The organism is Clostridium sp. UBA6640 (assembly GCF_002455975.1).
GTDB lineage: Bacteria > Bacillota > Clostridia > Clostridiales > Clostridiaceae > Clostridium_J.
This window is the reverse complement of record NZ_DKLM01000039.1, coordinates 1-23,631: the sequence shown is the minus strand read 5'-3', so window position 1 is coordinate 23,631 and position 23,631 is coordinate 1. Positions and strand designations below refer to the sequence as shown.

Here is a 23,631-nt window from a genome sequence, read left to right as displayed (position 1 = left end):
AGACGAGTTTTTTATTTATAAATAGCTTGGAGTTCTCATGCCTTGATGAGAATTAACCATAAGTAATCATTAATAATTTAAGGAGGTAACAAAAATGATTAAAGTTACACTAAAGGACGGATCAATAAAAGAATATGAAAACTCATTATCAGTTTTAGATATTGCTAAGGATATTTCTGAAGGTCTTGCAAGAGTAGCAGCTGCTGGATTTATTGATAACAAAACTGTAGATTTACGTTATATAGTCGATAAAGATTGTGAATTAAACATTCTTACTTTTAATGATGAAGAAGGAAGAAATGCTTTTAGACACACAACAGCACATATACTAGCTCAAGCTGTTAAGAGATTATATCCTAATGCTAAGCTTGCTATAGGTCCTTCAATTAAAGATGGTTTCTATTATGATTTTGATACAGAAAAACCATTTACTACTGAAGATGTAGAAAAAATTGAAGGTGAAATGAAAAAGATTGTTAAGGAAGATTTAAAGATTGAAAGATTTGAACTTTCTAGAGAAGAATCTCTTAAGCTAATGAGTGAAATGAATGAACCTTATAAAGTTGAATTAATTAACGATTTACCTGAAGATTCTATAATTTCATTTTATAAACAAGGAGAATTTGTAGATTTATGTGCAGGTCCTCATCTAATGTCCACAAAATATATTAAAGCTATAAAACTTACAAAAATAGCTGGAGCATATTGGAGAGGAAATGAAAAAAATAAAATGCTTTCTCGTATATACGGAACTTCTTTTACTAAAAAGTCTGATTTAGATGAGTATTTAGAAAGAGTTGAAGAAGCTAAAAAACGTGACCATCGTAAACTCGGCAAAGAGCTTGAGCTTTTTGCATTGCTAGACGAAGGCCCTGGCTTTCCTTTCTTTTTACCTAAAGGAATGGAACTTAGAAATACACTTATAGACTTTTGGAGAGAAATTCATAAAAAAGCAGGTTATAAAGAAATCTCCACTCCCATCATATTAAATAAGGATTTGTGGATTAGAAGTGGTCATTGGGATCACTATAGAGAAAACATGTACACAACAGAAATAGATGAAATGGATTATGCAATTAAACCAATGAACTGTCCTGGAGGAATGTTAGTATATAAAACAAGTCTTCATTCCTATAGGGATTTACCTCTTCGTGTTGGTGAATTAGGTCTTGTACATCGTCACGAGTTATCTGGTGCATTACACGGATTAATGCGTGTTCGTAACTTTACTCAAGATGATGCTCATATATTTATGCTTCCTGAACAAATTAAAGATGAAATTAAAGGAGTAATAAGACTAATTGATGAAGTTTACGGAGTATTTGGATTTAAATATCATGTTGAACTATCTACAAGGCCAGAAAATAGTATGGGCAGTGATGAAGATTGGAACAGAGCAACTGAGGCTCTTAGAGAAGCTCTTATAGAACTTGGATACAACTATAAGGTTAATGAAGGTGATGGTGCATTTTATGGTCCTAAGATAGATTTTCATCTAGAAGATTGTTTAGGACGTACATGGCAATGTGGCACAATACAACTAGATTTCCAGCTTCCAGAAAGATTTGATCTTCACTATATAGGCTCAGATGGTGAAAAACACAGACCAGTTATGATACATCGTGTAGTCTTTGGAAGTATAGAACGTTTTATAGGAATTCTAACTGAACACTTTGCTGGTGCTTTCCCTACTTGGCTTTCACCTATACAAGCAAAAGTTCTTCCTATTTCTGAAAAATACAATAATTATAGCGAAGAAATAGTAAATAAATTAAAAAGTTTTGGCATAAAAGTGGAGATAGACGAACGTACTGAAAAAATAGGATATAAAATTAGAGAAGCTCGTAATGAAAGAATTCCTTATATTTTAGTGGTAGGTGAAAAAGAAGCTTCTAAAAAGGAAGTATCTGTTAGAAGCCGTAAAAATGGTGAAGAGGGCAATATTTCTATAGACGATTTCATTGAGAAAATCCTTAAAGAAATAAAAGGTAAAGAGTTATAGAAAAATCTACCATACAAAATTATTCTTAATTTAGTATTAATAGTTAATAAGATTAAAATAGACTCAATATATCCTAAAAATTATATAATAATTTAAAATACTTCTTTTAAATTTATTTTTATTATTATATAATTTTAGTAGTAATAAATTTATTTAAGTATGGTAATAATAGTATAAAGCTGTGAAGAGAAGAGTAAGCTGCCTTACATTTACAGAGAGAGAATACATTAGCTGAAAGTATTCTTAAATAGAATCAGTTGAAAACTACCTCTGAGTGACTCTAATAAAGTCCGGATAAATCCGTTAAAATTTTTAAAGTGGTATATCATAATCTTGATATACAATTTGGGTGGAACCACGGGAATATTATCTCGTCCCTTTTCTAATTATTATAGGAAAGAGACGAGTTTTTATTTTAAAAAATAATTTAAAAATTCTCATGCTTCGATATGAATTATCATAATTAATTATCAATAGTTTTAAGGAGGTACATAAAAATGATTAAAGTTACATTAAAAGATGGCTCAATAAAAGAATATGAAAACTCATTATCAGTTTTAGATATTGCTAAAGATATTTCTGAAGGTCTTGCAAGAGTAGCAACTGCTGGATTTGTTGATAATAAAACTGTAGATCTACGTTATGTAGTTGATAAGGATTGTGAGCTAAGCATTCTTACTTTTAATGATGAAGAAGGGAGAAATGCTTTTAGGCACACAACAGCACACATACTAGCTCAAGCTGTTAGAAGTTTATATCCTAATGCAAAACTTGCTATAGGACCTTCAATTGAAGATGGTTTCTACTATGATTTTGATGTAGAAAAACCATTTACTTTTGAAGATATAGAAAAAATTCAAGCTGAAATGAAAAAAATTGTTAAGCAAGACTTAACAATTGAAAGATTCGAGCTTCCTAGAGAAGACGCACTTAAATTAATGAATGAAATGAACGAACCTTATAAAGTTGAATTAATCAACGACTTACCTGAGGATTCTATAATTTCATTTTATAAACAAGGTGAATTTGTAGATTTATGTGCAGGCCCTCACCTAATGTCTACAAAATATGTTAAAGCTATAAAATTAACAAAAATAGCTGGTGCATATTGGAGAGGAAATGAGAAAAACAAAATGCTTTCCCGTATATACGGAACTTCTTTCACTAAAAAATCTGATTTAGATGAGTATTTAGAAAGAGTTGAGGAAGCTAAAAAACGTGATCATAACAAATTAGGAAGAGAGCTTGAATTATTTACAACTGCTGAACCAGTAGGTCAAGGGCTTCCACTATTAATGCCAAAAGGAGCTAAAATTGTTCAAACTCTTCAAAGATGGGTAGAAGATGAAGAAGAAAAAAGAGGATACTTATTAACTAAAACTCCATTTATGGCTAAAAGTGATCTATATAAAATTTCAGGACATTGGGATCATTACAAGGATGGAATGTTTGTTCTTGGGGATGAAGAAAATGATGAGGAAGTATTTGCACTTCGTCCAATGACTTGCCCTTTCCAATTTATGATATATAACGCTAAAAAAAGAAGCTATAGAGATTTACCATTAAGATATGGCGAGACTTCAACTCTATTTAGAAATGAATCTTCTGGAGAAATGCATGGATTAATTCGTGTAAGACAATTTACAATTTCTGAAGGTCATTTAATAGTTACTCCAGAGCAATTAGAAGAAGAATTTAGAGGAGTAGTTGATTTAATTAACTATATGTTAGAAACTTTAGGGCTAAGAGAAGATATAACTTATAGATTCTCTAAATGGGATCCAGATAATAAAGCTAAGTATATAGATAAACCAGAAGCTTGGGAAGAAACTCAAGTCATAATGAAGCAAATTTTAGATAATTTAGGACTTGACTATACAGAAGCTACCGGTGAAGCTGCTTTCTATGGTCCAAAATTAGACCTACAAATTAAGAATGTTCATGGAAAAGAAGATACAATAATTACTGTCCAAATTGACTTTTCACTTGCTGAAAGATTTGGAATGACTTACATTGATAAGGACAGTAAAGAAAGATATCCATACGTAATTCATAGAACTTCAATTGGATGTTATGAGAGAACTCTAGCATTACTTATAGAAAAATATGCCGGTGCTTTTCCAACTTGGCTAGCACCAGTTCAAGTTAAAGTTCTTCCAATCTCTGAAAAACATCATGATTATGCTGAAGAGGTTGTTAAAACACTTAAAGCAAATAATATAAAAGTTGAAGCTGACTACAGAGCCGAAAAAATAGGTTACAAAATAAGAGAAGCTCGTAATGAAAGAATTCCTTATATCTTAGTTGTAGGTGAAAAAGAAGCTGAAAATAAAGAAGTTGCTGTAAGAAGTAGAAAAAATGGTGAAGAAGGTGCTATAGCACTTGATGTATTTGCTCAGAGAGTATTAACTGAAATTAATAATAAAGAAAGATAAAATAAAATCGTGGCTAACTGCCACGATTTTATAATTTAAACTTCTCTAATAAATACATGATATTTATAATTACCTAATATTAATAATTACTTAAATGGGGTTGTAAATTTAATTTTTTTAAAATATAATTTATATTAGCAAATATTAATTTTTTAATAATAGATTTATAAGCTCAAAGCTACTACCTCATAATAAGCAGAAAAAAAAGGTAATAGCATTTTACTATTACCATCAACAAGCGAAAGTTTATGTGAGGTATGATTTTTTTACTTCGCATTTAAAGCAAGTATATTAAAGGGTATAAATTGGGTATTAAACTATTTTTTTAATTTTTTAGGAACTGCTGGTTGATACCATAATCCCCAACAAGCAGTTTCTGCACTCATTTTAGCAACAGCCAGTGATGCTGTTCCTATGCCTTTAAGAACTAATGAATTCTTTTTCATAATGACTTCCCCCTCTATAAATTATATTAATAAAGATACTGCTTCTATAAATATAGCTGCAGAACCTATATAACAATAAATATTTAAATCTTTATTTAATATAAATAAAGCTGTTATAATGGATACTTCAATAAAATATGTTATAAATGTTCTTTTTCTATAGATCCTCTTTTCATCTTCATCTAGAGGTTTATTTTCCGTATCCTTTGGTGCTAATTTAATAAATATTATCAATGCTATTAAAAGCATTCCTATAAGTATTATTGGATTTCTTATAAAATTTATATTTTTAAATAAAAATATAGAAACATTACTTAATATTGCAAATGATATAAAACATCCTACTGGTGTACTAGCATGATGTCCTCCTGCTTGCAACCTCATAAAAAAGAATATTACTGTAAAAACTATCATCTCTTTAAGCCAACTAAATAAAACACCTAATAAAATTAATCCAATTAGCTCTCCTATAGTTATTAATAACATAGTTAAGCCATACATATAAACTTCTAAATCGTCTTCGTTAATTATTTCATTTTGAATTAATGAAGTACACACTTTGCTAGATATTCTATTTACCATAACTTTACCTCATTTATCAAATTTCTTTATTTTTCTATTATTAATATAAGCTACTTTTACTTTAAAATAAAGTATCTTTGCATAATTTGACATTGAAATGTAATAATTGGACAACCTTTTATAAAAAAATACCTAATAACGTTATAATTAATAGTTTTACATATCTAGATATTAATATTTTTAAATTAGAATATAGGTTAATTCCTAAAATTATAATTTAAAATATAAAAGATCACCTATATTTATAGGTGACCTTTTATAATCCATAGGTAGTAATGGATTGCTAATTTATGTGGGATTAATTTATTTATAATAAAGTAACTGACTGAATAAAAATAGCAAAAGCTATTATACAAGAATATGATGATAAATTCTTATTTATCAAAAATAATATTAAAACTACTAGACCTTGTAAAAAATAAGCTATAAATGTATTTCTTCTAAGCTTTTTTCTCTTTTCTTCAGAACAAGAAGAAAATTTTAGCTTATAAGGTGCTTGTTTAAAGAATATTACAAGTGCTATAATCATAAGCACCACAGTAATTATTATATTATTTCCTGATAGTTCATTAACTGAGGATATATACACACTTATTAATGCTAAAGAGGAAAAGCAAATAAAATTTTTTATGTAATTGCTAAGCCAACATCCTCCTGCAAACATCCTCATTATTCTAAATGATATAATAAATAACATCATTTGTGAAACACAATTAAACAATATTCCAATTACTATAAATCCTATAACATCTAAAATTAACAGTATAATCTTTTGAAGCTTTTTTATATAAGCTTGAAAATCATCAAATTTGATTATATTGTTTTTAACTAAGGACTTACATATCTTTACTGATAAAGTGCCTATCATTGTATCACCACTTAATAAAGTATTTACTCTTCAATAGCTATGTTAATACATTTATTTAATCTTTGAAACACATTTTGCACATTTTGACTTTTAAATGTAATAATTAGGCTAAAATTTTAAAAAATCTTATAAAACATGTTTTTAATATATCTCTTTCATAGCTATATTTAAAATAAATTCTTCTTTTGATTGTTCAATTTTTAATAGTCCATCATATTTATCAACAATATATTTTATGTTTTTAAGCCCAAATCCATGATTTTCTTTATCTATTTTAGTGGTTTCATAACTATTTTCATCAATAAATACATTTTCTTCCTTACTATTTTTTATCTTTATAATTAAATATTCACCTTTCATATACATGTAAAGCTTTATATATTTCTTTTTTAATTTTTCACAAGCTTCTATGGCATTACTAAGAGAATTACCTAGTATAATAGAAATATCCATAGAATTGACTTTTAATTCTTTAGGAATGTCTATATTTAAATCTACTTCTATATCTTTTTCCTTTGCTACTGTTAGATTATTATTTAGTATGGCTAAAATTGTTGAATTTTCTATATTTACTATATTGTTAACCTCTTGTACATCTTTTAATAATTCTTTTGCATATTTTTTAGCTTCATCAATATTATTTAAATCTAAAAGCCCATAAATACAGCTAATATGATGATTAAAATCATGCCTTTGAGCCTTTAGCTTATATGTAAGTCTATCTAAACTTTCTATATAATTTTGTTGTCTCTCATACTCTCTCATAAGCAATAGCCATTCAGATTCCTTTTTTGAATATTTAATTATTTGATTTATAACATTTATGACCATTGCAGTAAAAACGATAATTGTTATTGTCATTATAAATATAGTTGATGAACTAGCTTCAACTATATCTTTATTCTTAAATAAGCTAAATATCATAAATATAAAAAATATATTTATACTTAAAGTCATTATTAATTCGTATACATATATCTTTTTTAAATTTTTTTGTACTATTTTTATATTACCTGCAAATCTAATCATTAAATATACTATTGTTCTAGTTAATGTAAAATATATTACTGTATACAGATTAGAAGAAACTAATTGATTTTGATTTATACCAAATAACATATAGGTAAATGAAACAAATATAAGTTCTACAAAGGTTATTACAATTATATAAGCTAAATTTCCAAAAATTATTTTTAACAAATCTGAGTTAAAAATATATTTATACGTAATTACATTTGAAAATATTATAAATAAAATCCCTTTTTGACTTCCTAAGCCAAAGTAGCTATTGCTTAAGTAAGTCACTGTAACTTGAAAAATTAGTAGAATAACCACTATGTGTTTAGGTCTATTGTTTTTATCAAACATAGCCCTCATAAATAAATATCCTAAAATTACTTCTACAACTTTTATAAAAATATTTGAAATTACTACTATATCCACATACCCTCACCTATCCAAATAAATTGTTTGCTAAGCATTGTCTTACTTCTTTAACTGAAGCTTTGCTTACAGGAATATCAATACCTAAATCTGCAATATATACACTTTGACTTTTATAGGAGGTTAGTTTGCTTTTATTAATTATAAAACTTTGATGGCATTGTACAAAGTAATCCATATCTAATACTTTTTTTAGCTCTTTTAAAGAAGCATAGTATTCAATAGTTTCTTGTTTTGTTATTACCCTTACCTTCCTTAAATACTTTTCAAAATAATATATATCATCATATCTAATTCTATGAACTTTATCTTTATTATCTATTACCAGTTCTTTAGATTTTTCAATTTTTAAACTTACTATTTCCATTGCTTCTGAAATAACACTATAAAATTTTTCATAAGATATAGGCTTAATAATATAATTAAAGCTTCTTATTTCAAATGCATTCAAAGCATAATCTTTAAATCCCGTTATATAAATTATAATTGCAGTTTTATTAACTTCCCTAATTTTGTATCCAAGCTCCATACCATTTAATCCACTCATTTCAATGTCTAAAAGAAAAATATCTATATCACTAACTTTTAATGATGAACTATTTTTTGATAGTTTGTGCAAAAGTTCTTCTCCACTATTAAAACTTAAGATGTTAAACAAATTATTACCATCAGAAAATCTATTTAAATATCCATTAATAATCCTCACTTGAATATTATCGTCATCACAAATAATAACATTATATGGCATCTATACTCCCCCTTCCTAGATAGTCATAACAATACTTATTATAATATCAATTTTCCAAATATTCAATTTCTCCTCTTTTCTTCAACGTTTTAATTTACAAATAATAATAAATTTTTTATAAACGAGTTAATTAATTATTCTTATATAGATTTTAATATATATATTTTTCAAATTTTAAAACTATACTAAATATTTTTTATTGTTATACTTTTAAATTAATGTTGCAAATGTTACAATTGTGCTAATTAAGATATCTTTGTAATTTTTTGTATAAAATCTTTAAAACTAGGAGGGTTAACGACTATGGAAATAAATAAAATTCATAACTTTTTAGAAGAAAATAAGAAAAACATAATTGATGATACTAGGGATTTAATCTCAATTCCAAGTGTGTCTGAAGACATAGATAAAGTAAAAGAAGCTTTAAGGCTTGCTATAAATAAAGCTTCTAATATGGGCTTTAAAGCTTATACTGTATTAAACGATTCCATAGGAATTATTGAAATGGGAGAAGGTAAGGAAACAATTGGGATATTAACTCATATAGATGTAGTTCCTGCAGGAGATTTAAAAGATTGGAAAACTAATCCTTTTGAAATGGTAGAAAAAGACGGACTTTTATTTGGTCGTGGAGTATTAGATGACAAAGGACCTATAATTTCTGCGTTATACGCTATGGATGCTATTCGTAAATTAAATATGCCTATTAAGAAAAAGATTCAACTTATAATAGGTACTCAAGAAGAAGTAGAATGGACAGATATGTACGAATATGTAAAAAAATATCCTCTTCCTGATTATGGTTTTACTCCTGATGGACAATTCCCTATATGTAATAAAGAAAAAGGATATGCAGATATAGTATTTACTTTTGAAGAAAAGTGTACTAGCAACACAGGAAGTTTTGAAATTTTAAATTTCCAAAGCGGTAATGCTACAAATTCTATACCTTCAACAGCTAAAGCAACTTTAAAAGGAAACTTAGAAGAACTACATGCTATAGTTGAGACCTACATAGAAGAAAACAAAGATGAAAAAATTTCATTAAAATTGGATGGTGAAAACATCATAGTAACAGCACAAGGAATTGCCTGTCACTCAGCATATCCTCAGCAAGGCGTTAATCCTATAATAATGCTAGGAAAATTTTTAAATACTTTAAATCTAAAAGACAACACAGGAGCTAAATTAGTTAAATTTATAACAGAGTCTTGCTATGATTATTTTGGAAAAGGCTTAGGTCTATATAGTGAAAGTGAATATTTAGATGGAGAATATATGCATAGAAATGTTATTTCTCCAACAGTTGTTAAATGTGAAAATAATCTATATAATATAAATCTAAATATGAGACCAGTATATGGTACTACAGTCGATGGCTTAAAGGAAACTTTAAATAAAGTATGCAAAAGTTCTAACTGCACTTTTGAAATTGAAGATTTCTTAGCTCCAATATTTATAAGTAAGGAAAAACCATTTTTAAAAATAATGGAAGATACTTATAATGAATTAAGTGGATTAAAAAATGAATTTACATTAGCTCATGGAACCTCTTATGCAAAAGCAATGCCAAACACAGTGGCATGGGGACCTGTATTTTATGAGGAAGACGAAAGCTGCCATATTGCTAATGAATATATGTCTATTGAAAAATTGCTAAAAGCAACAGAGATTTATGCTGTAGCACTAGCAAGAATGGTATCAACTGAAGATTCACTTATATAAAAAATCAAGGGGCTGTCGCGCTAAGTAATTAGTGTCAGCTCCTTTTTCTAATTCACAATTCATAATTGTGGACATTTCTCAGTTACCACTGAGAAATTTATAATTAATACTGTAGCAGCGAACAGTGTTCGCCACATAGCTAGCAATTAAATTGCTGGTTAGAAATATATTAAATAAATTATTTTGATAAAAAATAATTTCATCCTGAATTATGAAATATGAATTATGCATTGATAAATATTCGCCATTTTTTACGTCGCCCTATATTTTCTCAAAGTAATAAAATATATAGCATAATTAATTTTATTAGCAGATATCTTAAAAATTGCTATAAAACAGTACTAAAAAAGAGCTATGCATCAGAAGCTTTTAGCTGCTAATACGATAGCCCCTTTTAATTTTATATCTATTTGCAAATCATTATATCTAAAATTACATTATCGCAATCACACATACCTTTATTTGCTATACTTGCAAGATTTCTGATTGATTTATCTGCTTCTTTGCTTACTATTCCATCCTTTTCAGATATTTCAACTCCTCTTGTTGAAAGTATAGCAGATTTAACTGCTGCCCCAACTGCTGTTGATAACTTTAATGCACATCCTGGCTTAGCTCCATCACAAATCATTCCTGAAACATCACCAATCATATTTTTAATAGTATAACTCACATTATCCAATTTTCCGCCCATCATGTAAGTCATTGCTGAGCTTGCCCCTATCGCTGCTCCAACACCACATCCACAAAGTGCTGAAAGTCTCCCTAAATGACTTTTAATATAATAAGTAATTAAATGACTCATTGCTAATGCTCTTACTAATACCTCTTCACTACATTTTAATTTTTCATTTATAGCTACTATAGGCAGTATTGCAGTTAGTCCTTGATTTCCACTACCTGCACTACTCATAACTGGTAATATACATCCTGACATTCTTGCATCAGCTCCACAAGCTGTTACTGCCATTGTATAGGACATAATATCGTCTCCAATTAGCCCTTCTTTAATACTTTTCATTAAAGTCTTTCCAACATTCATACCATAGTCATTTCTTAGTCCTTCTTCTGCAACTTTTCTATTCATCTCAGCGCCATCAAGTAAGAATTTAATATCATTAGTATCAACATTTGTTATATAATTATAAATTTTTTCTACTGAAAGTTCCACATTAGAAGTGCTATCTGAAGCAGCCTGCTCATCTTCATCTGCTGAAAACAGCACTTTTTCATTTACCTCAATTAATATAATATTTGTATGTTTATCTTTTATCACTACTTTAGCCCGATCTTCACCTTTTATGCATATCGCTTCTATGTATAGCTTTTCATGCCTATCAGATAAATGTACACTCACATTTTGATTATTAACCATTTTCTTAGCATTTTCTACATCCTTTATGGTAGCATCTCTTAAAACTTCAAGATTCAAATCTGCATTTCCTGCTATAGCACCTAATGCTGCTGCTATATGTATTCCACTACTTCCCGTTCCCGGTATCCCTACCGACATGGCATTTTTAACTATATTCGTACTTAAATATAGCTCTATACGCTCTGGTACTCCCTCTAAGTAGCTTTTGCCCTTAGCCGTAGCCATTGCTATAGCTATGGGCTCAGTACAGCCTAAAGCCGGTATAACTTCTGTCTTTAATAGCTCAGTAATTAAATTATAATTCATTTATTCTCCCCCTACCCCTATGCAGATATATAATTTAAAAATATAAATTAATAAAAACTCACAAATAAAACCTTTATAATAACCGTTTATAAATTAATTTAAACAAAAAAATACTTTTAGTACAAGTATATTCAACTAATTCTTATTAAAAAATGTAATAATTTTTCGTTTTTTCTTACTATTTGGAAAATTACTCTCAATGGATCTAACTTTTTAATAACTAATTAATTAATAAAAAAGCTATTATCANNTGATAATAGCTTTTTTATTAATATCAGTTGCTTCTAGCTTTACCTATAATACAGCACTTGAAGTTAAATACAATTGTCAATCAGTTCTTTGAATAGATTTAGCATAATCTCACTCTTTGATAACATCATTTCTGGATGCCATTGAACTCCAATAACGAATTTTTTATCTTTTAACTCTATGGCTTCTACAACCCCATCCTTTGAAAAAGCTGTTACTTCTAATCCTTCACCTATGTTTTTTAAACATTGATGATGAAAACTATTTACCATAATATTTTCCCCAAATAAATTAAACAATTTACTATTTTCCTTTATTTTTATATTATGGCACTGCTCATACCTTCTTGATTTTTGGATATGCATCAATGTTTCCTTTGGATATTCACTTAAATCTTGATATAAATCTCCATTTAAAAATACATTTAAAAGTTGGCATCCCTTACAAATACCTAATATAGGCTTATCTTCCTCTAAAGATATTTTTAATAGCTTAAATTGATATCTATCAATATCTTCTCTCATAAATCCTATTCCTTTATGCGGCTCATCTTTGTAAAATTTGGGATGAATATCATATCCCCCACCAAGTATTATTCCATTGCAGTTTAATAATTGAAGTTTTATTGTTTCTTCTTCTTCCGCAATAGGTAATATTATAGGTATTCCACCCGCTTTCTCTACTGCCTTTATATAATCTAAACTAATAGAAAATTTGTCTATTTCCCCTATGTTATCATCATAACTAGTAATAATATTTCCAACTATACCTATTAAGGGTTTTTTCATTTTCATCCCCCTATACAGAATTAATTAATTTATATTTTATACATGTTTAAAAATAGCTAGTGAAGGTGCTAAAACCTATACTTCTATATTGTTTTATAAAAGTATAGGTTATTTTATTCATAAATGAGTACGTTTATAAACTATATATACTTAAAGTTTTATAAATTTATAACTTCATAAAGTTCTTTTAATAATTTTACTTTAAAATTTATGAGTTTTTACAAGAAAAAAACTTGAACCTTTAATATTATTAAATTTATATAAAAAACCACTTACTATTTAAAATATAATTTAATAGAAGTGGTTTTTTTCAAAAATATATGCAATTATAACTAACCTTGAAAAATTATGTAGATTTAAAAATTTATTAGTAATTTTACTTAGAACAAATTAAAAATTAATAAATATTCTTTAAATATTTCCTGTAACTTCTATACATAGTGAATTCCCTAAGAAAGGTTTTAGTATTTTATTTCCTATTAACTATATCTCTTTTCTAAGAAAATAAGTAATGTAATTTGTCCTGCTAATAAACGAATTTTAATAAGCTTAATTTAGAGCTTATACATTTAACTCATTAGTGCTTTTTAATTCTAGTTTATGTTTAAAATAAAATGTGACTAAATTACCTAAAGGTATTAAATACAAATAAACTGCGAATATCAAAGATTTAGAACTCAATTCTAAATTTTGAAGCGGTATCATTGCCGCTATATTCCATGGAATCAATGGCGCTATTACTATAGCAGTATTTTCTAAATCTACTGCAAGAGAATAATTATCTATGTTTCTATCTCTATAACAATTTTTCATAAGTAAATGAGTCATCATTATCGCTAAAGCCTGTGTACATCCAAAAGCTGAAGCACATATGCTAGAAACAATAGTATATAAGAATATCTTAGGACGACTATCAGCTTTTTTCATAAGCTTTTCAATATAATCAAGCATTTTAGCCCCTTCAAATAGCCCCGCTAGTCCTGATGATATCATAACCATAGCACTTGATTTTATCATAGAAATAAGTCCTCCCCCTTTTATAATTCCAGCAAGAGGATTCCCCTGCGGAAGATTAAAACCCATAACTAAATATTTCATAATGTCTTTTACAGAAGCACTTTGATAAATTACTGCTATAAATGATGCTATCAATATACTTATGAACATTGAAGTTTTAACTTTAACTTTCAATATACATAATACAAGTATTGCTACTGCTGGAAGTAGTACTATTAGATTTATATCAAAATACTTCGTTATATCATTTAGTACATTTGATTCACTATAGTTTAATGGATAGTTAAGGGATAATACTAAATAAAAAATTATTGATAATGCTAAAGGTAGTATGGAGGTCTTTATCATATTTTTTATATTTGTATATAAGTCTGTATCAGTTATAGATGCCACAAGGTTTGCACTAGAAGACATAGGAGAGCATCTATCTCCAAAATAGACCCCCGCTATTATTGCACCACCTACCATAAGTTCATTTCCTCCACCAGCTCGTGCCATAAGCATCATAGATATACCTATAGTACCTACCGTACCAAAAGAAGTTCCTATAAGTAGTGATACTACTGCACTTAGTATAAAAGCTGATAGGATAAATAGATTAGGATCAATTAAATTAATTCCATAATAAACAATAGCAGGTACCGTTCCTGCTGCCATCCAAGCAGATATCAATGCCCCTATTAGAATAAATACCTCTAGTACTATAAGTGATTTTTTACTAGAATTAAAGATCATTTTTAAAGTTTCTTTTAAAGTGAAGCCTCTTCTTAAGGTAATAAAAGTAAAAATTAATAAAACTAATATCAATGAGTAAATTATATCTATGCCAGTTATAACTGCAAATAAAAATAAAATTGCAGAAACAACTATTCCTATTATAACGTCCATGTAATTCTCCTTTTATTAAAATTTAATTGTCCTTTTCTCTGTAATTATACCGTCAATCTTAATATCATACTCTTCCATAGGTACACTATCTATAATTTGTAATTCATAAGCAATAGCTATCTTTGGAACAGAATCTTTTACATCACTTAAGAATTTGTCATAAAAGCCTCCACCATATCCAATCCTTCCACCTTTTTCATCAAAAACAGCTCCAGGCATTAATATAAAATCTATATTATCTTTATTTATTTTTTCACAACTTTCACTAGGCTCCATTACTCCGAAATATCCACTTTCTAAATCAGAAAGAAAATTAATTTTAAAAACATCCATATACTTTTCTTCTTTTATTACTTTTGGTACTCCAACAGTTTTCCCCTGTGAAAGAGCATGTTCAATAAACTTATATGTGTCTACCTCACTTTTAAAACTTACAAAAGCAAAAATGGTATTAGCTTTTTTATACTCGTCACTGCTTATAAGTCTATTAAACACTTCTTCATCTATAAGTTTTTTATCTTCTTCGCATATTAGATCTCTTTTTTGTAAAATTTCTTTTCTTATTTCTTTTTTACTTTTTCTATTCATATAACCTCCTACTTTCATACCATAATAAAGCTCTTAGAATTATTTTATCATTTTCCCTATAAATTTACATACAAAAAATTAACTAAAACAAAAGCTAATAATCAAAACTATTAGCTCTTATTTTTACTTCTCTTATAATTAATTTGTAAGCAAAATTTTATTATAGATGTCTTTATTAATTTATTTTTTATTACATTTTTTGAACATTTATAGCTTGTAACCCTTTTTCTTTTTCTATAATATCAAACATTACTGATTCACCTTCATGCAGGTCTTTATCATGGCTTTTCTCTTTTACTTGAGAGTGATGTACAAAAACATCTTCTCCTTCACTACATGATATAAAGCCATATCCTTTTTTATTATCAAACCACTTTATTATTCCTGTTTCCATTATTAATCCTCCATTTCAAAATATAATATGCATTTAGCTTTTACAATTTTATACTTTTAATACTTTAAAATAGGAAAATATTTTTATAAAGTTTATTTGACAATTAATATTTTCTATAATGCTCTTAAAAATTCGCTCTTATAACTATTGCTACCTTTTAATGCGCTATTTATAGTATTTAATATCTTTTCTTTATCTAATGGTAATGCTCCCTTCAAACTTACATAATTAGAAGCATGATTATTAATTAATGTGTACCATATACCACTTCAAATCCAGCCTCTTCTAACGTAGCCTTCAATTTATCATACTCTTTACATTCTTCTTTTACACACAAGGCAATATGTATTCTTTTAACATTACACCTTTTTAACTGTTCAAACTTGTAAGACAACTCTTCTTTAAAATTTTTTCCGCATCCATTACAATGCATAAAACCAAATAATGAAACTTCCTCATTTTTATAAATTTCAAACCCTTTACTCTTATCATTAAAAGCTTGAAAACACCAAGCACCACAACAGTCATATGTAAGCTTATTACAAGCCAAAATAGCTATATTCATAATTTTCCTCCTATATAATCACCTAAAAATTATTTTTCTTTTATTAAATCCTTAAATCAATAAGCTGACATACAATAATTTTAATTATAGTCCTCTTAAAAATTCACTTTTATAATTATTACTATCTTTTAATGCACTATTTATAGTATTTAATATCTTTTCTTTATCTAAGGGCAATGTTCCTTTTAAACTTACATAATTAGAAGCATGATTACTCCTAAATACAGTATTTTCTGCATCTACATTTTCAATAAAAATTTTCATTTCTTCCATAACTTCTTGTGGGTTTAATAACTTAAACTCTCCATTTTGAACCCTATCATATAGCTTTGTATCTGGTTCTATCATCAGCGTTAAAAAACCTAAATAGTCAGGATTTATTTTACTTATAACCAGTGCAGATTCTACCCCATGCTCTTCTATATTTTCTTTTCCACCTAATCCAGATATTAGTGTCACTGAAAGTTTAATTCCACACTCCTTAACTTTTCTTCCCGCTACTATAATTTCTTGTGATGTTACACCTTTATTTACTTCTTTTAAGATTTTGTCACTGCCGCTTTCAATACCTAAATAAACTATTCCTATTCCTAAATCTCTTAATTCCTTTAAATCGTCTATAGATTTAATAAGTATGGATTTCGGAGAACCATAAACCCCAACTCTTTCGCATTCTGGAAAGATTTCTCTTATGGCTTTCAGTATAACCCTAAGCTTTTCCATGGGCATGATAAGTGCGTCTCCATCTGCAAGAAAGATTTTTTCTACTTTCTTATATCGACTTCTCGCCATATGCAAATCTTCGATTACTTCTTCTACTGGTCTTATTCTAAAATTCTTTTCCTTATACATACTACAAAAATTACATTTATTATGAGAACATCCTATAGTAGCTTGAATTATCAAGCTATATGCCTCACTTGGTGGTCTATAAACAGTACCTTCATATCTCATATAAAACTCGCTCCTTATTTCTTTTTTAATTAAAATACATAACTTATAATTTCTATCTTGTAAATATCCATGTATCTTTATTGCTTAATTTACTATTAAAACTATATCCATCTATATCAAATTCTTTTATTTCTTCAACTTTATCGATATGATTTTTGATAATGTAAGAAACCATAAGCCCCCTAGCAGCTTTGGCTTTCATTCCTATTACCTTATACTCACCATTTCTATTCTCTTTAAAAACTATATTTAGAATTCCGTATTCTTCACTTAATTTTTTCAAATCGATACTCTTTGAATATTCTTCTGAAGCAAGATTAACAATAGTTTTCTCACTATGATCTTTGATTTCTTCTGCCAATACAGATGTTATTTTTCCACCCCAAAAATTATATAAATTATCACCATAAGAATTTTTTAACTTTGTACTCATTTCTAATCTATATTCTTTTATTAAATCTAAAGGTCTGAGTATTCCATAAAGGCCAGATATAATTCTTAAATGATTCTGCGCAAAATTTATCTCTTCTTCTGAGAAATTTACAGGATTCATAGATTTATAAACTTGTCCATTGTAAGCAAATATTGCTTGCTTGACCTTATTACTCTCTTTGAATTTATTAAATCTTTCTATATTTAAATCAGCAATATTTTTACTTACTTTCATTAATTTCATAATCTCGTAAGAATTCATTGTTTTTAGCTCATCTATAAGCTCATTGCACTGAACTAAGAACCTAGGCTCTGTAGATTCCTCCAATATTAAAACTGAATCAAAATTTAATGACTTTGCTGGAGATATTATTGTTATCATTTTCATCACCTCAGTAATAATTATACTAAAAATTATGCAAATCTTTAATATTTTTAACCTATGTTGTATTTAAACTTTGTAGATTTGTCGAAAATATATTGATATTATTTTAACAAAACATATTGCTTTTTTCTTCCTATATGTTACAATATAGTTAGTTAAAAAAATAACAAACTTTTTTTGGGGGTAGTTTACATGAGTCAAGCGGAAAACTTAAATGTTACTAAAGAAAAAAATAAAGAAAAAAATTTAGAAGTTAAAACTCCTAATACACAAGAATCTATAGACTTATTAGTAAATAGAGCTAGAAAAGCTTATAACGAATTTTTGAATCTCAACCAAGAACAAATAGATAATATAGTGAAAAAGATGACCTTAGCGGCTCTTGCAGATCATAGAAAATTAGCTAAAATGGCCGTTGATGAAACAGGAATGGGCATATATGAAGATAAAATAACTAAAAACATTTTCGCATCTGAATATGTATATCATAGCATAAAAAAGATGAAAACTGTTGGAATTATAAGAGATAATGATGAAGAAGATTGTATGGATGTTGCTGAGCCTATCGGTGTTATAGCAGGTGTCACCCCTACTACAAACCCTACATCAACGACAATTTTCAAATCTCTTATTTCTATAAAAACTAGAAACCCTATAATTTTTAGTTTCCATCCTAGAGCTCAGCAATGTAGTGCTGAAGCAGCAAGAATAATTAGAGATGCAGCAATAGAAGCTGGTGCACCTGAGAACTGTATTCAATGGATTGAAACACCATCAATTGAAGCTTCTCAGCTATTAATGAATCATTCTGGCGTTGATATGATTTTAGCAACAGGTGGACCTGGAATGGTTAAATCAGCTTATTCTACCGGTAAACCAGCTTTAGGCGTTGGTGCTGGAAACGTTCCATGTTATATTGAAAAAACAGCAAACTTAAAAAGAGCAGTTAACGACTTAGTTATGAGTAAGTCTTTTGATAATGGTACAATTTGTGCTTCTGAGCAAGCAGTTATAATTGATAGAGATATTTCTGAAGGAGTTATTCAACTTTTAAGAGAATATAATTGTCATATACTTAACAAAGACGAAATGGATAAATTGGAAAAACTAGCAATCAACCCAAAAACTTGTTCTATGAATGCCGAGATAGTTGGGCAATCGCCAACAAAGATTGCTAAAATGATATCAATTGATATTCCACAAAATACCGAAATATTAATAACTCCACTGGAGGGAGTAGGCCCAGAATACCCACTTTCAAGAGAAAAATTAAGCCCAATACTATCAATGTATATTGTAGATAGTACTGAAGAAGGAATTAAAAAATGTGAAGAAATGATAGAGTTTGGCGGACTAGGCCACTCTGCTGTAATTCATACATCAAATGAAAAAGTTATAGAGGAATTCTCAAAAAGAGTTAAGGTTGGAAGAATCATTGTAAACTCTCCATCTTCTCAAGGAGCTATAGGTGATATTTATAATACAAATATGCCTTCATTAACTTTAGGCTGTGGTACTATGGGTAGAAATTCAACTACTCAAAATGTTAGCGCACAAAACCTTATAAATATTAAGAAGGTAGCAAAAAGGAGAGTTAATATGCTGTGGTTTAGAGTGCCTGAAAGAATTTATTTTGAACCAGGCTCATTACAATACTTGGAGAAATTAGAAGGAAAGAAAGCATTTATCGTTGCAGATAAATTTATGGATAAATTAGGATATGTTTCAAAAGTAATGTATCATCTAAAGAAGGCTAATATGGATATTAATGTATTCTTAGATGTTGAACCAGACCCATCTACAGAAACAGTTATGAAAGGCACAGATCAAATGAGAAGTTTTGAACCTGATGTTATTATAGCCCTTGGAGGAGGTTCTGCAATGGATGCTGCTAAGGGAATGTGGTTATTCTATGAAAATCCTGATGTTGAATTTGATGGATTAAAGCTTAGATTTATGGATATAAGAAAGAGAGCTTTTAAATTCCCTAAACTTGGTAGAAAGGCCAAAATGGTAGCTATTCCAACTACATCTGGAACTGGTTCTGAAGTTACTGCTTTTGCAGTTATTACAGATAAAACAAATGGTGTTAAGTATCCATTAGCAGATTACGAACTAACTCCTGACATCGCCATAATTGATCCAGAACTAGTTATGACTGTTCCACCTTCAGTTACTGCTGACACTGGAATGGATGTGTTAACTCATGCCATAGAAGCATATGTTTCTGTTATGGCTTCAGATTATACAGATGGATTAGCACTTAAAGCTATAGAATTAGTATTTAACTATCTACCAATAGCTTATAAAGATGGTTCTAATGCATTAGCTAGAGAAAAGATGCATAATGCTTCTTGCATAGCAGGGATGGCATTTACTAATGCCTTCTTAGGTGTTAACCATAGTATAGCTCATAAATTAGGTTCCGAGTTCCATATATCACATGGAAGAGCTAATGCTATAATGCTTCCTCATGTTATTAAATATAATGGAAGCAATCCAAGCAAATTAGTATCTTTCCCTAAATATGAATACTATATGGCACCAGAGAAATACAGGCAAATTGCTAAGCATTTAGGACTTCCATGTTCTACTGAAGAGGAAGGTATTGAAAGTTTAATTAACGCTATAAAAGATTTAATGAATGAACTTAATGTATCTTCTACATTATCAGAGTGTGGTGTTACAAAAGATCATTTAGATTCAGTTATCTATAACCTTGCTGATGAGGCCTTTGAAGATCAATGCACAACTGCAAATCCAAGACTTCCATTAGTTAAGGAAATTATAGAATTAATTCAAAATGCATACTAAATAAATTCCCCATGAAAATATTTATGAAGTATGGATACTAATCTGTTAAAACTTAAAGAGAAAAGCATGATGAAAAAATCATGCTTTTTTCTATTAATAATTAATCTAAAGTTTCATATATAAGCATTCCATTTATTATAGGAAGTACATTTATAACAGGTATTTCATAGGGATGAAGTTTTTTTACTACTTCTACAACTTCTTTTATTAATTCCCTTTTGCAGCAAAATTCAACCTTTGCTTCTTCTGCCTCACAAATCTCCCCCACTTCGCCATTAAAAGGATTAGCACCTTCTAGCGGTCTCCATGATCCTACAACCATAGAATAACTCATGCAATTATCATAATTTCCTCCTATAGTTAATGCCCCTATTTCATTTAATTTATATCTTAATTTATCTATATATTCCTTAGGTATAAATACTTCAACCTTTACTAATGAAAATTCCATGATTTTCTCCTTCTATTTCTAACTATTTAACTTATAATTACTGATGTTTACTCACAAAAGTAAAATTTATATTTTTTACTTTTCCCATATAATAATCTTTTTATTATATTCTAACTACACTAATAATGAATTCACTAAAATTAATGTTTTTAATTTCTTATTTAAAATCTAACAATTTCTAATTTTACTTGCACTAAAAGAAAAACCTTAAAATTTTTATATGAACTAATCTCTAATTTCAGACCTGTTAAAGAAGACGTGCCTGAAAAGTAATTACAATTCAATAAATCTCAAGATTTTCATTTTGTTAAGGCATATGAAAGAAAATAATAGACTAACGTACTAGTCTATTATAAGGATACAATGTAAAAATCTAATATATACTCTGAAAAATAAATTTTCTATAAAAGCAGTTTAATTCCTTAAAAATTAAGAATTAATAATTAAGAATGAAGAATTTAGGATAAAATTCACCCTTAGTGAATTTNNCATTCTTAATTTTTCATTCATAGAAAAGATTTTTTATTATAGAAATTGAAATCATGTATAAGTTAAATCTTATATTTTCCATGATGGCTTAATTAATTTGTATAACTGAGAGCCTTACTTCCCATACTAGCCCAAACTTTTTTAAAGGTTTCTTTATCTATTTTAGAATTTTTGCTTTCTTTTAATGGATCATTGTAATAAACATAATCTTTATCATATCCAGTTAAAAGCACTGCATGTTGATTGAAATGAACTTCTATCACTTTGTCTCCTTTTTTCCAAGAAGCATCCTTTGAAGGCATAGAAAAGTCATTAGTAATCCATGCTATAACTGGTCTTTTCATACTTAGGTATACTTCCAATTCTCTGTAATCACTTTTAGTTAAGTCCACTGGTTTAGGCATTATATATTGCTGCATAAGTGGCATTAATGGTCCAGGATCAACAGAATATCCTGGCGAATATTTCCCAGTGATATCTCCTACAAATCCTTCATCTGGGTCTCCCCATTTGATTATTTTCCCATAGCCATCATACTTTATACTGGTAGTATCCTTTTTAACTTTATTAGCTAAGGTCATCTTATCTATTTTGACTCCCTTATATTGCAAAAGCATAGTTAAAGACGTAATTTCACATCCATTTTTAAGCTCTGGCAACTGATTTATAGGATCTATATCAAGTATTATTTTTTCAGGTAATTTTTTTTCATTTCCCTTAAGTTCTTTTTCTTGTTTAGCCCTTATAGCTGCCAATTCTTTTTCTCTTTCAGCTTTCATATCTGCCTCTTTTTCAGCCTTTATTTTAGCTTCTTTCTCAGCTTTTTCTTGTTCCTTCTTTTTTTTCTCTTCCTCTTTCCTCTTTTTTTCCTCTTCCTTTTGCTTTTGTTTTTCTATTTCTTCTTTTTCTATTTTAGTTAAAAATCCTTCGCTAATTTGTCCTGAAGACTTTATACTGTGTATTTGATTCTTAATTGCACTTTCCTCGGCACTAACATTTATATAATTGTAGAAAGCTACAGATAATAAGCATAATAAAAGGATAAAAGTTATTATAGGAAATTTTCTCTTTTTCTTCATATAATTCACCTTTCTCATGTTTTAGACATCTTCAAAAATAATACACTGATCTATTATTTTTTGAAGATGCCTTAAAGAAATAAAGAATACTTCTCTATTAAATATAACGTAATATTGCTACATTTCTTTATATTGTACACTGATTATATAAAGATAGCATTAATAAATTAACTATCTATTTTTTCAATTTTAAATACATTAATTACATCTACATCAGGACAACAAATTAATACTTCACCATTGTCTTTACTTCCTGGAATAGTTCCACCATATCTTAATATATCTACATAAGGAAAAGCTACATGCATAGCCATAGGACAAAGCTTACCTCTATCACTATCAAAATCAAAACTATCTCCTATTTTATGTCCATAATGACATCCGCATTTTCCTTTTTTATCTACTAAAGTAATCTTAATTTTTGGTCTTTTACTCATAGAAAATCCCCCTTTTACCTTATCTATTCTAATTATAGCAGACAATATAAATCAATTCACAATGCAAAATTCACAATTGAAGTAGAAATTATTTTTTAGCAAAATAATTTCTTTAATGTACTTTTTAACTAGCAATATATTGCTAGTTCTCCACCTCTGGGGAACAGTAGT

Annotated in this window: 20 protein-coding genes and 1 other annotated feature; of the genes, 4 read left to right on the top strand and 16 right to left on the bottom strand. The window is 28.3% G+C overall.

Annotation, left to right across the window (positions count from 1 at the left end):
* The first annotated feature begins 94 nt into the window (after window positions 1-94).
* Window positions 95-2,002, top strand: coding sequence for a threonine--tRNA ligase (thrS, locus tag B2W91_RS04245; RefSeq protein WP_291579038.1), 1,908 nt, complete (start codon window positions 95-97; stop codon window positions 2,000-2,002).
* Between the two features lie 172 nt (window positions 2,003-2,174).
* Window positions 2,175-2,384, top strand: a binding site (T-box leader).
* Window positions 2,385-2,499: 115 nt separating this feature from the next.
* Window positions 2,500-4,437 (top strand): threonine--tRNA ligase, encoded by a 1,938-nt coding sequence (gene thrS, locus B2W91_RS04240; protein WP_291579037.1) that lies wholly within the window; start codon window positions 2,500-2,502, stop codon window positions 4,435-4,437.
* A gap of 317 nt (window positions 4,438-4,754) precedes the next feature.
* Here thrS (B2W91_RS04240) and B2W91_RS04235 read toward each other — a convergent pair whose 3' ends face one another.
* The 5 genes from B2W91_RS04235 to B2W91_RS04215 form a co-directional block, all read right to left on the bottom strand.
* Entirely contained in the window at window positions 4,755-4,883 is a 129-nt protein-coding gene (locus tag B2W91_RS04235) for a cyclic lactone autoinducer peptide (protein ID WP_291579036.1), read from the bottom strand.
* Between the two features lie 21 nt (window positions 4,884-4,904).
* A complete protein-coding gene (locus B2W91_RS04230) occupies window positions 4,905-5,465 on the bottom strand; it encodes an accessory gene regulator ArgB-like protein (RefSeq protein ID WP_291579035.1) in 561 nt (186 codons plus the stop codon).
* Window positions 5,466-5,772: 307 nt separating this feature from the next.
* Window positions 5,773-6,333, bottom strand: a complete 561-nt coding sequence (locus B2W91_RS04225) for an accessory gene regulator B family protein (protein ID WP_291579034.1) — start codon at window positions 6,331-6,333, stop codon at window positions 5,773-5,775.
* A gap of 141 nt (window positions 6,334-6,474) precedes the next feature.
* Complete coding sequence (locus B2W91_RS04220; protein ID WP_291579033.1) at window positions 6,475-7,776, bottom strand: sensor histidine kinase; 1,302 nt, start codon at window positions 7,774-7,776, stop codon at window positions 6,475-6,477.
* A gap of 10 nt (window positions 7,777-7,786) precedes the next feature.
* Window positions 7,787-8,524: a LytR/AlgR family response regulator transcription factor gene (locus B2W91_RS04215; protein ID WP_291579032.1), complete on the bottom strand. Its 738-nt coding sequence runs from the start codon at window positions 8,522-8,524 to the stop codon at window positions 7,787-7,789.
* Window positions 8,525-8,827: 303 nt separating this feature from the next.
* Here B2W91_RS04215 and B2W91_RS04210 point away from each other — a divergent pair, with 303 nt between their 5' ends.
* Complete coding sequence (locus B2W91_RS04210; RefSeq protein ID WP_291579031.1) at window positions 8,828-10,249, top strand: Sapep family Mn(2+)-dependent dipeptidase; 1,422 nt, start codon at window positions 8,828-8,830, stop codon at window positions 10,247-10,249.
* 406 nt (window positions 10,250-10,655) lie between these two features.
* Here the strand turns inward: B2W91_RS04210 and B2W91_RS04205 are convergent, their stop codons facing one another.
* The 8 genes from B2W91_RS04205 to yaaA all read right to left on the bottom strand — a co-directional run bounded on the left by B2W91_RS04205 (window position 10,656) and on the right by yaaA (window position 18,187).
* Entirely contained in the window at window positions 10,656-11,930 is a 1,275-nt protein-coding gene (locus B2W91_RS04205) for a serine dehydratase subunit alpha family protein (protein WP_291579030.1), read from the bottom strand.
* A gap of 314 nt (window positions 11,931-12,244) precedes the next feature.
* A complete protein-coding gene (locus tag B2W91_RS04200; RefSeq protein ID WP_291579029.1) occupies window positions 12,245-12,967 on the bottom strand; it encodes a gamma-glutamyl-gamma-aminobutyrate hydrolase family protein in 723 nt (240 codons plus the stop codon).
* Between the two features lie 561 nt (window positions 12,968-13,528).
* A complete protein-coding gene (locus B2W91_RS04195) occupies window positions 13,529-14,872 on the bottom strand; it encodes a Na+/H+ antiporter NhaC family protein (protein ID WP_291579028.1) in 1,344 nt (447 codons plus the stop codon).
* 15 nt (window positions 14,873-14,887) lie between these two features.
* Window positions 14,888-15,460: a 5-formyltetrahydrofolate cyclo-ligase gene (locus tag B2W91_RS04190; protein ID WP_291579027.1), complete on the bottom strand. Its 573-nt coding sequence runs from the start codon at window positions 15,458-15,460 to the stop codon at window positions 14,888-14,890.
* 190 nt (window positions 15,461-15,650) lie between these two features.
* On the bottom strand, window positions 15,651-15,854 hold the full coding sequence (locus B2W91_RS04185) for a cold-shock protein (protein ID WP_291579026.1): 204 nt from the start codon (window positions 15,852-15,854) through the stop codon (window positions 15,651-15,653).
* Between the two features lie 247 nt (window positions 15,855-16,101).
* Window positions 16,102-16,419 (bottom strand): CGGC domain-containing protein, encoded by a 318-nt coding sequence (locus B2W91_RS04180; RefSeq protein WP_291579025.1) that lies wholly within the window; start codon window positions 16,417-16,419, stop codon window positions 16,102-16,104.
* A gap of 84 nt (window positions 16,420-16,503) precedes the next feature.
* Window positions 16,504-17,373: a radical SAM protein gene (locus tag B2W91_RS04175; protein ID WP_291579024.1), complete on the bottom strand. Its 870-nt coding sequence runs from the start codon at window positions 17,371-17,373 to the stop codon at window positions 16,504-16,506.
* A 52-nt stretch (window positions 17,374-17,425) separates the two neighbouring features.
* Window positions 17,426-18,187, bottom strand: coding sequence for a peroxide stress protein YaaA (yaaA, locus tag B2W91_RS04170; protein ID WP_291579023.1), 762 nt, complete (start codon window positions 18,185-18,187; stop codon window positions 17,426-17,428).
* 195 nt (window positions 18,188-18,382) lie between these two features.
* Between yaaA and adhE the strand changes: the two genes are divergently transcribed.
* Window positions 18,383-21,004, top strand: coding sequence for a bifunctional acetaldehyde-CoA/alcohol dehydrogenase (gene adhE, locus B2W91_RS04165; protein WP_291579022.1), 2,622 nt, complete (start codon window positions 18,383-18,385; stop codon window positions 21,002-21,004).
* A gap of 100 nt (window positions 21,005-21,104) precedes the next feature.
* On the opposite strand, the gene cutA is transcribed toward adhE, so the two are convergent.
* From cutA to B2W91_RS04150, 3 genes are all read right to left on the bottom strand, one after another.
* Complete coding sequence (gene cutA / locus B2W91_RS04160; protein ID WP_291579021.1) at window positions 21,105-21,455, bottom strand: divalent cation tolerance protein CutA; 351 nt, start codon at window positions 21,453-21,455, stop codon at window positions 21,105-21,107.
* Window positions 21,456-22,036: 581 nt separating this feature from the next.
* Window positions 22,037-23,023: a C39 family peptidase gene (locus B2W91_RS04155; RefSeq protein WP_291579020.1), complete on the bottom strand. Its 987-nt coding sequence runs from the start codon at window positions 23,021-23,023 to the stop codon at window positions 22,037-22,039.
* Window positions 23,024-23,190: 167 nt separating this feature from the next.
* Complete coding sequence (locus B2W91_RS04150) at window positions 23,191-23,460, bottom strand: TIGR04076 family protein (RefSeq protein WP_291579019.1); 270 nt, start codon at window positions 23,458-23,460, stop codon at window positions 23,191-23,193.
* Between the last annotated feature and the right edge of the window lie 171 nt (window positions 23,461-23,631).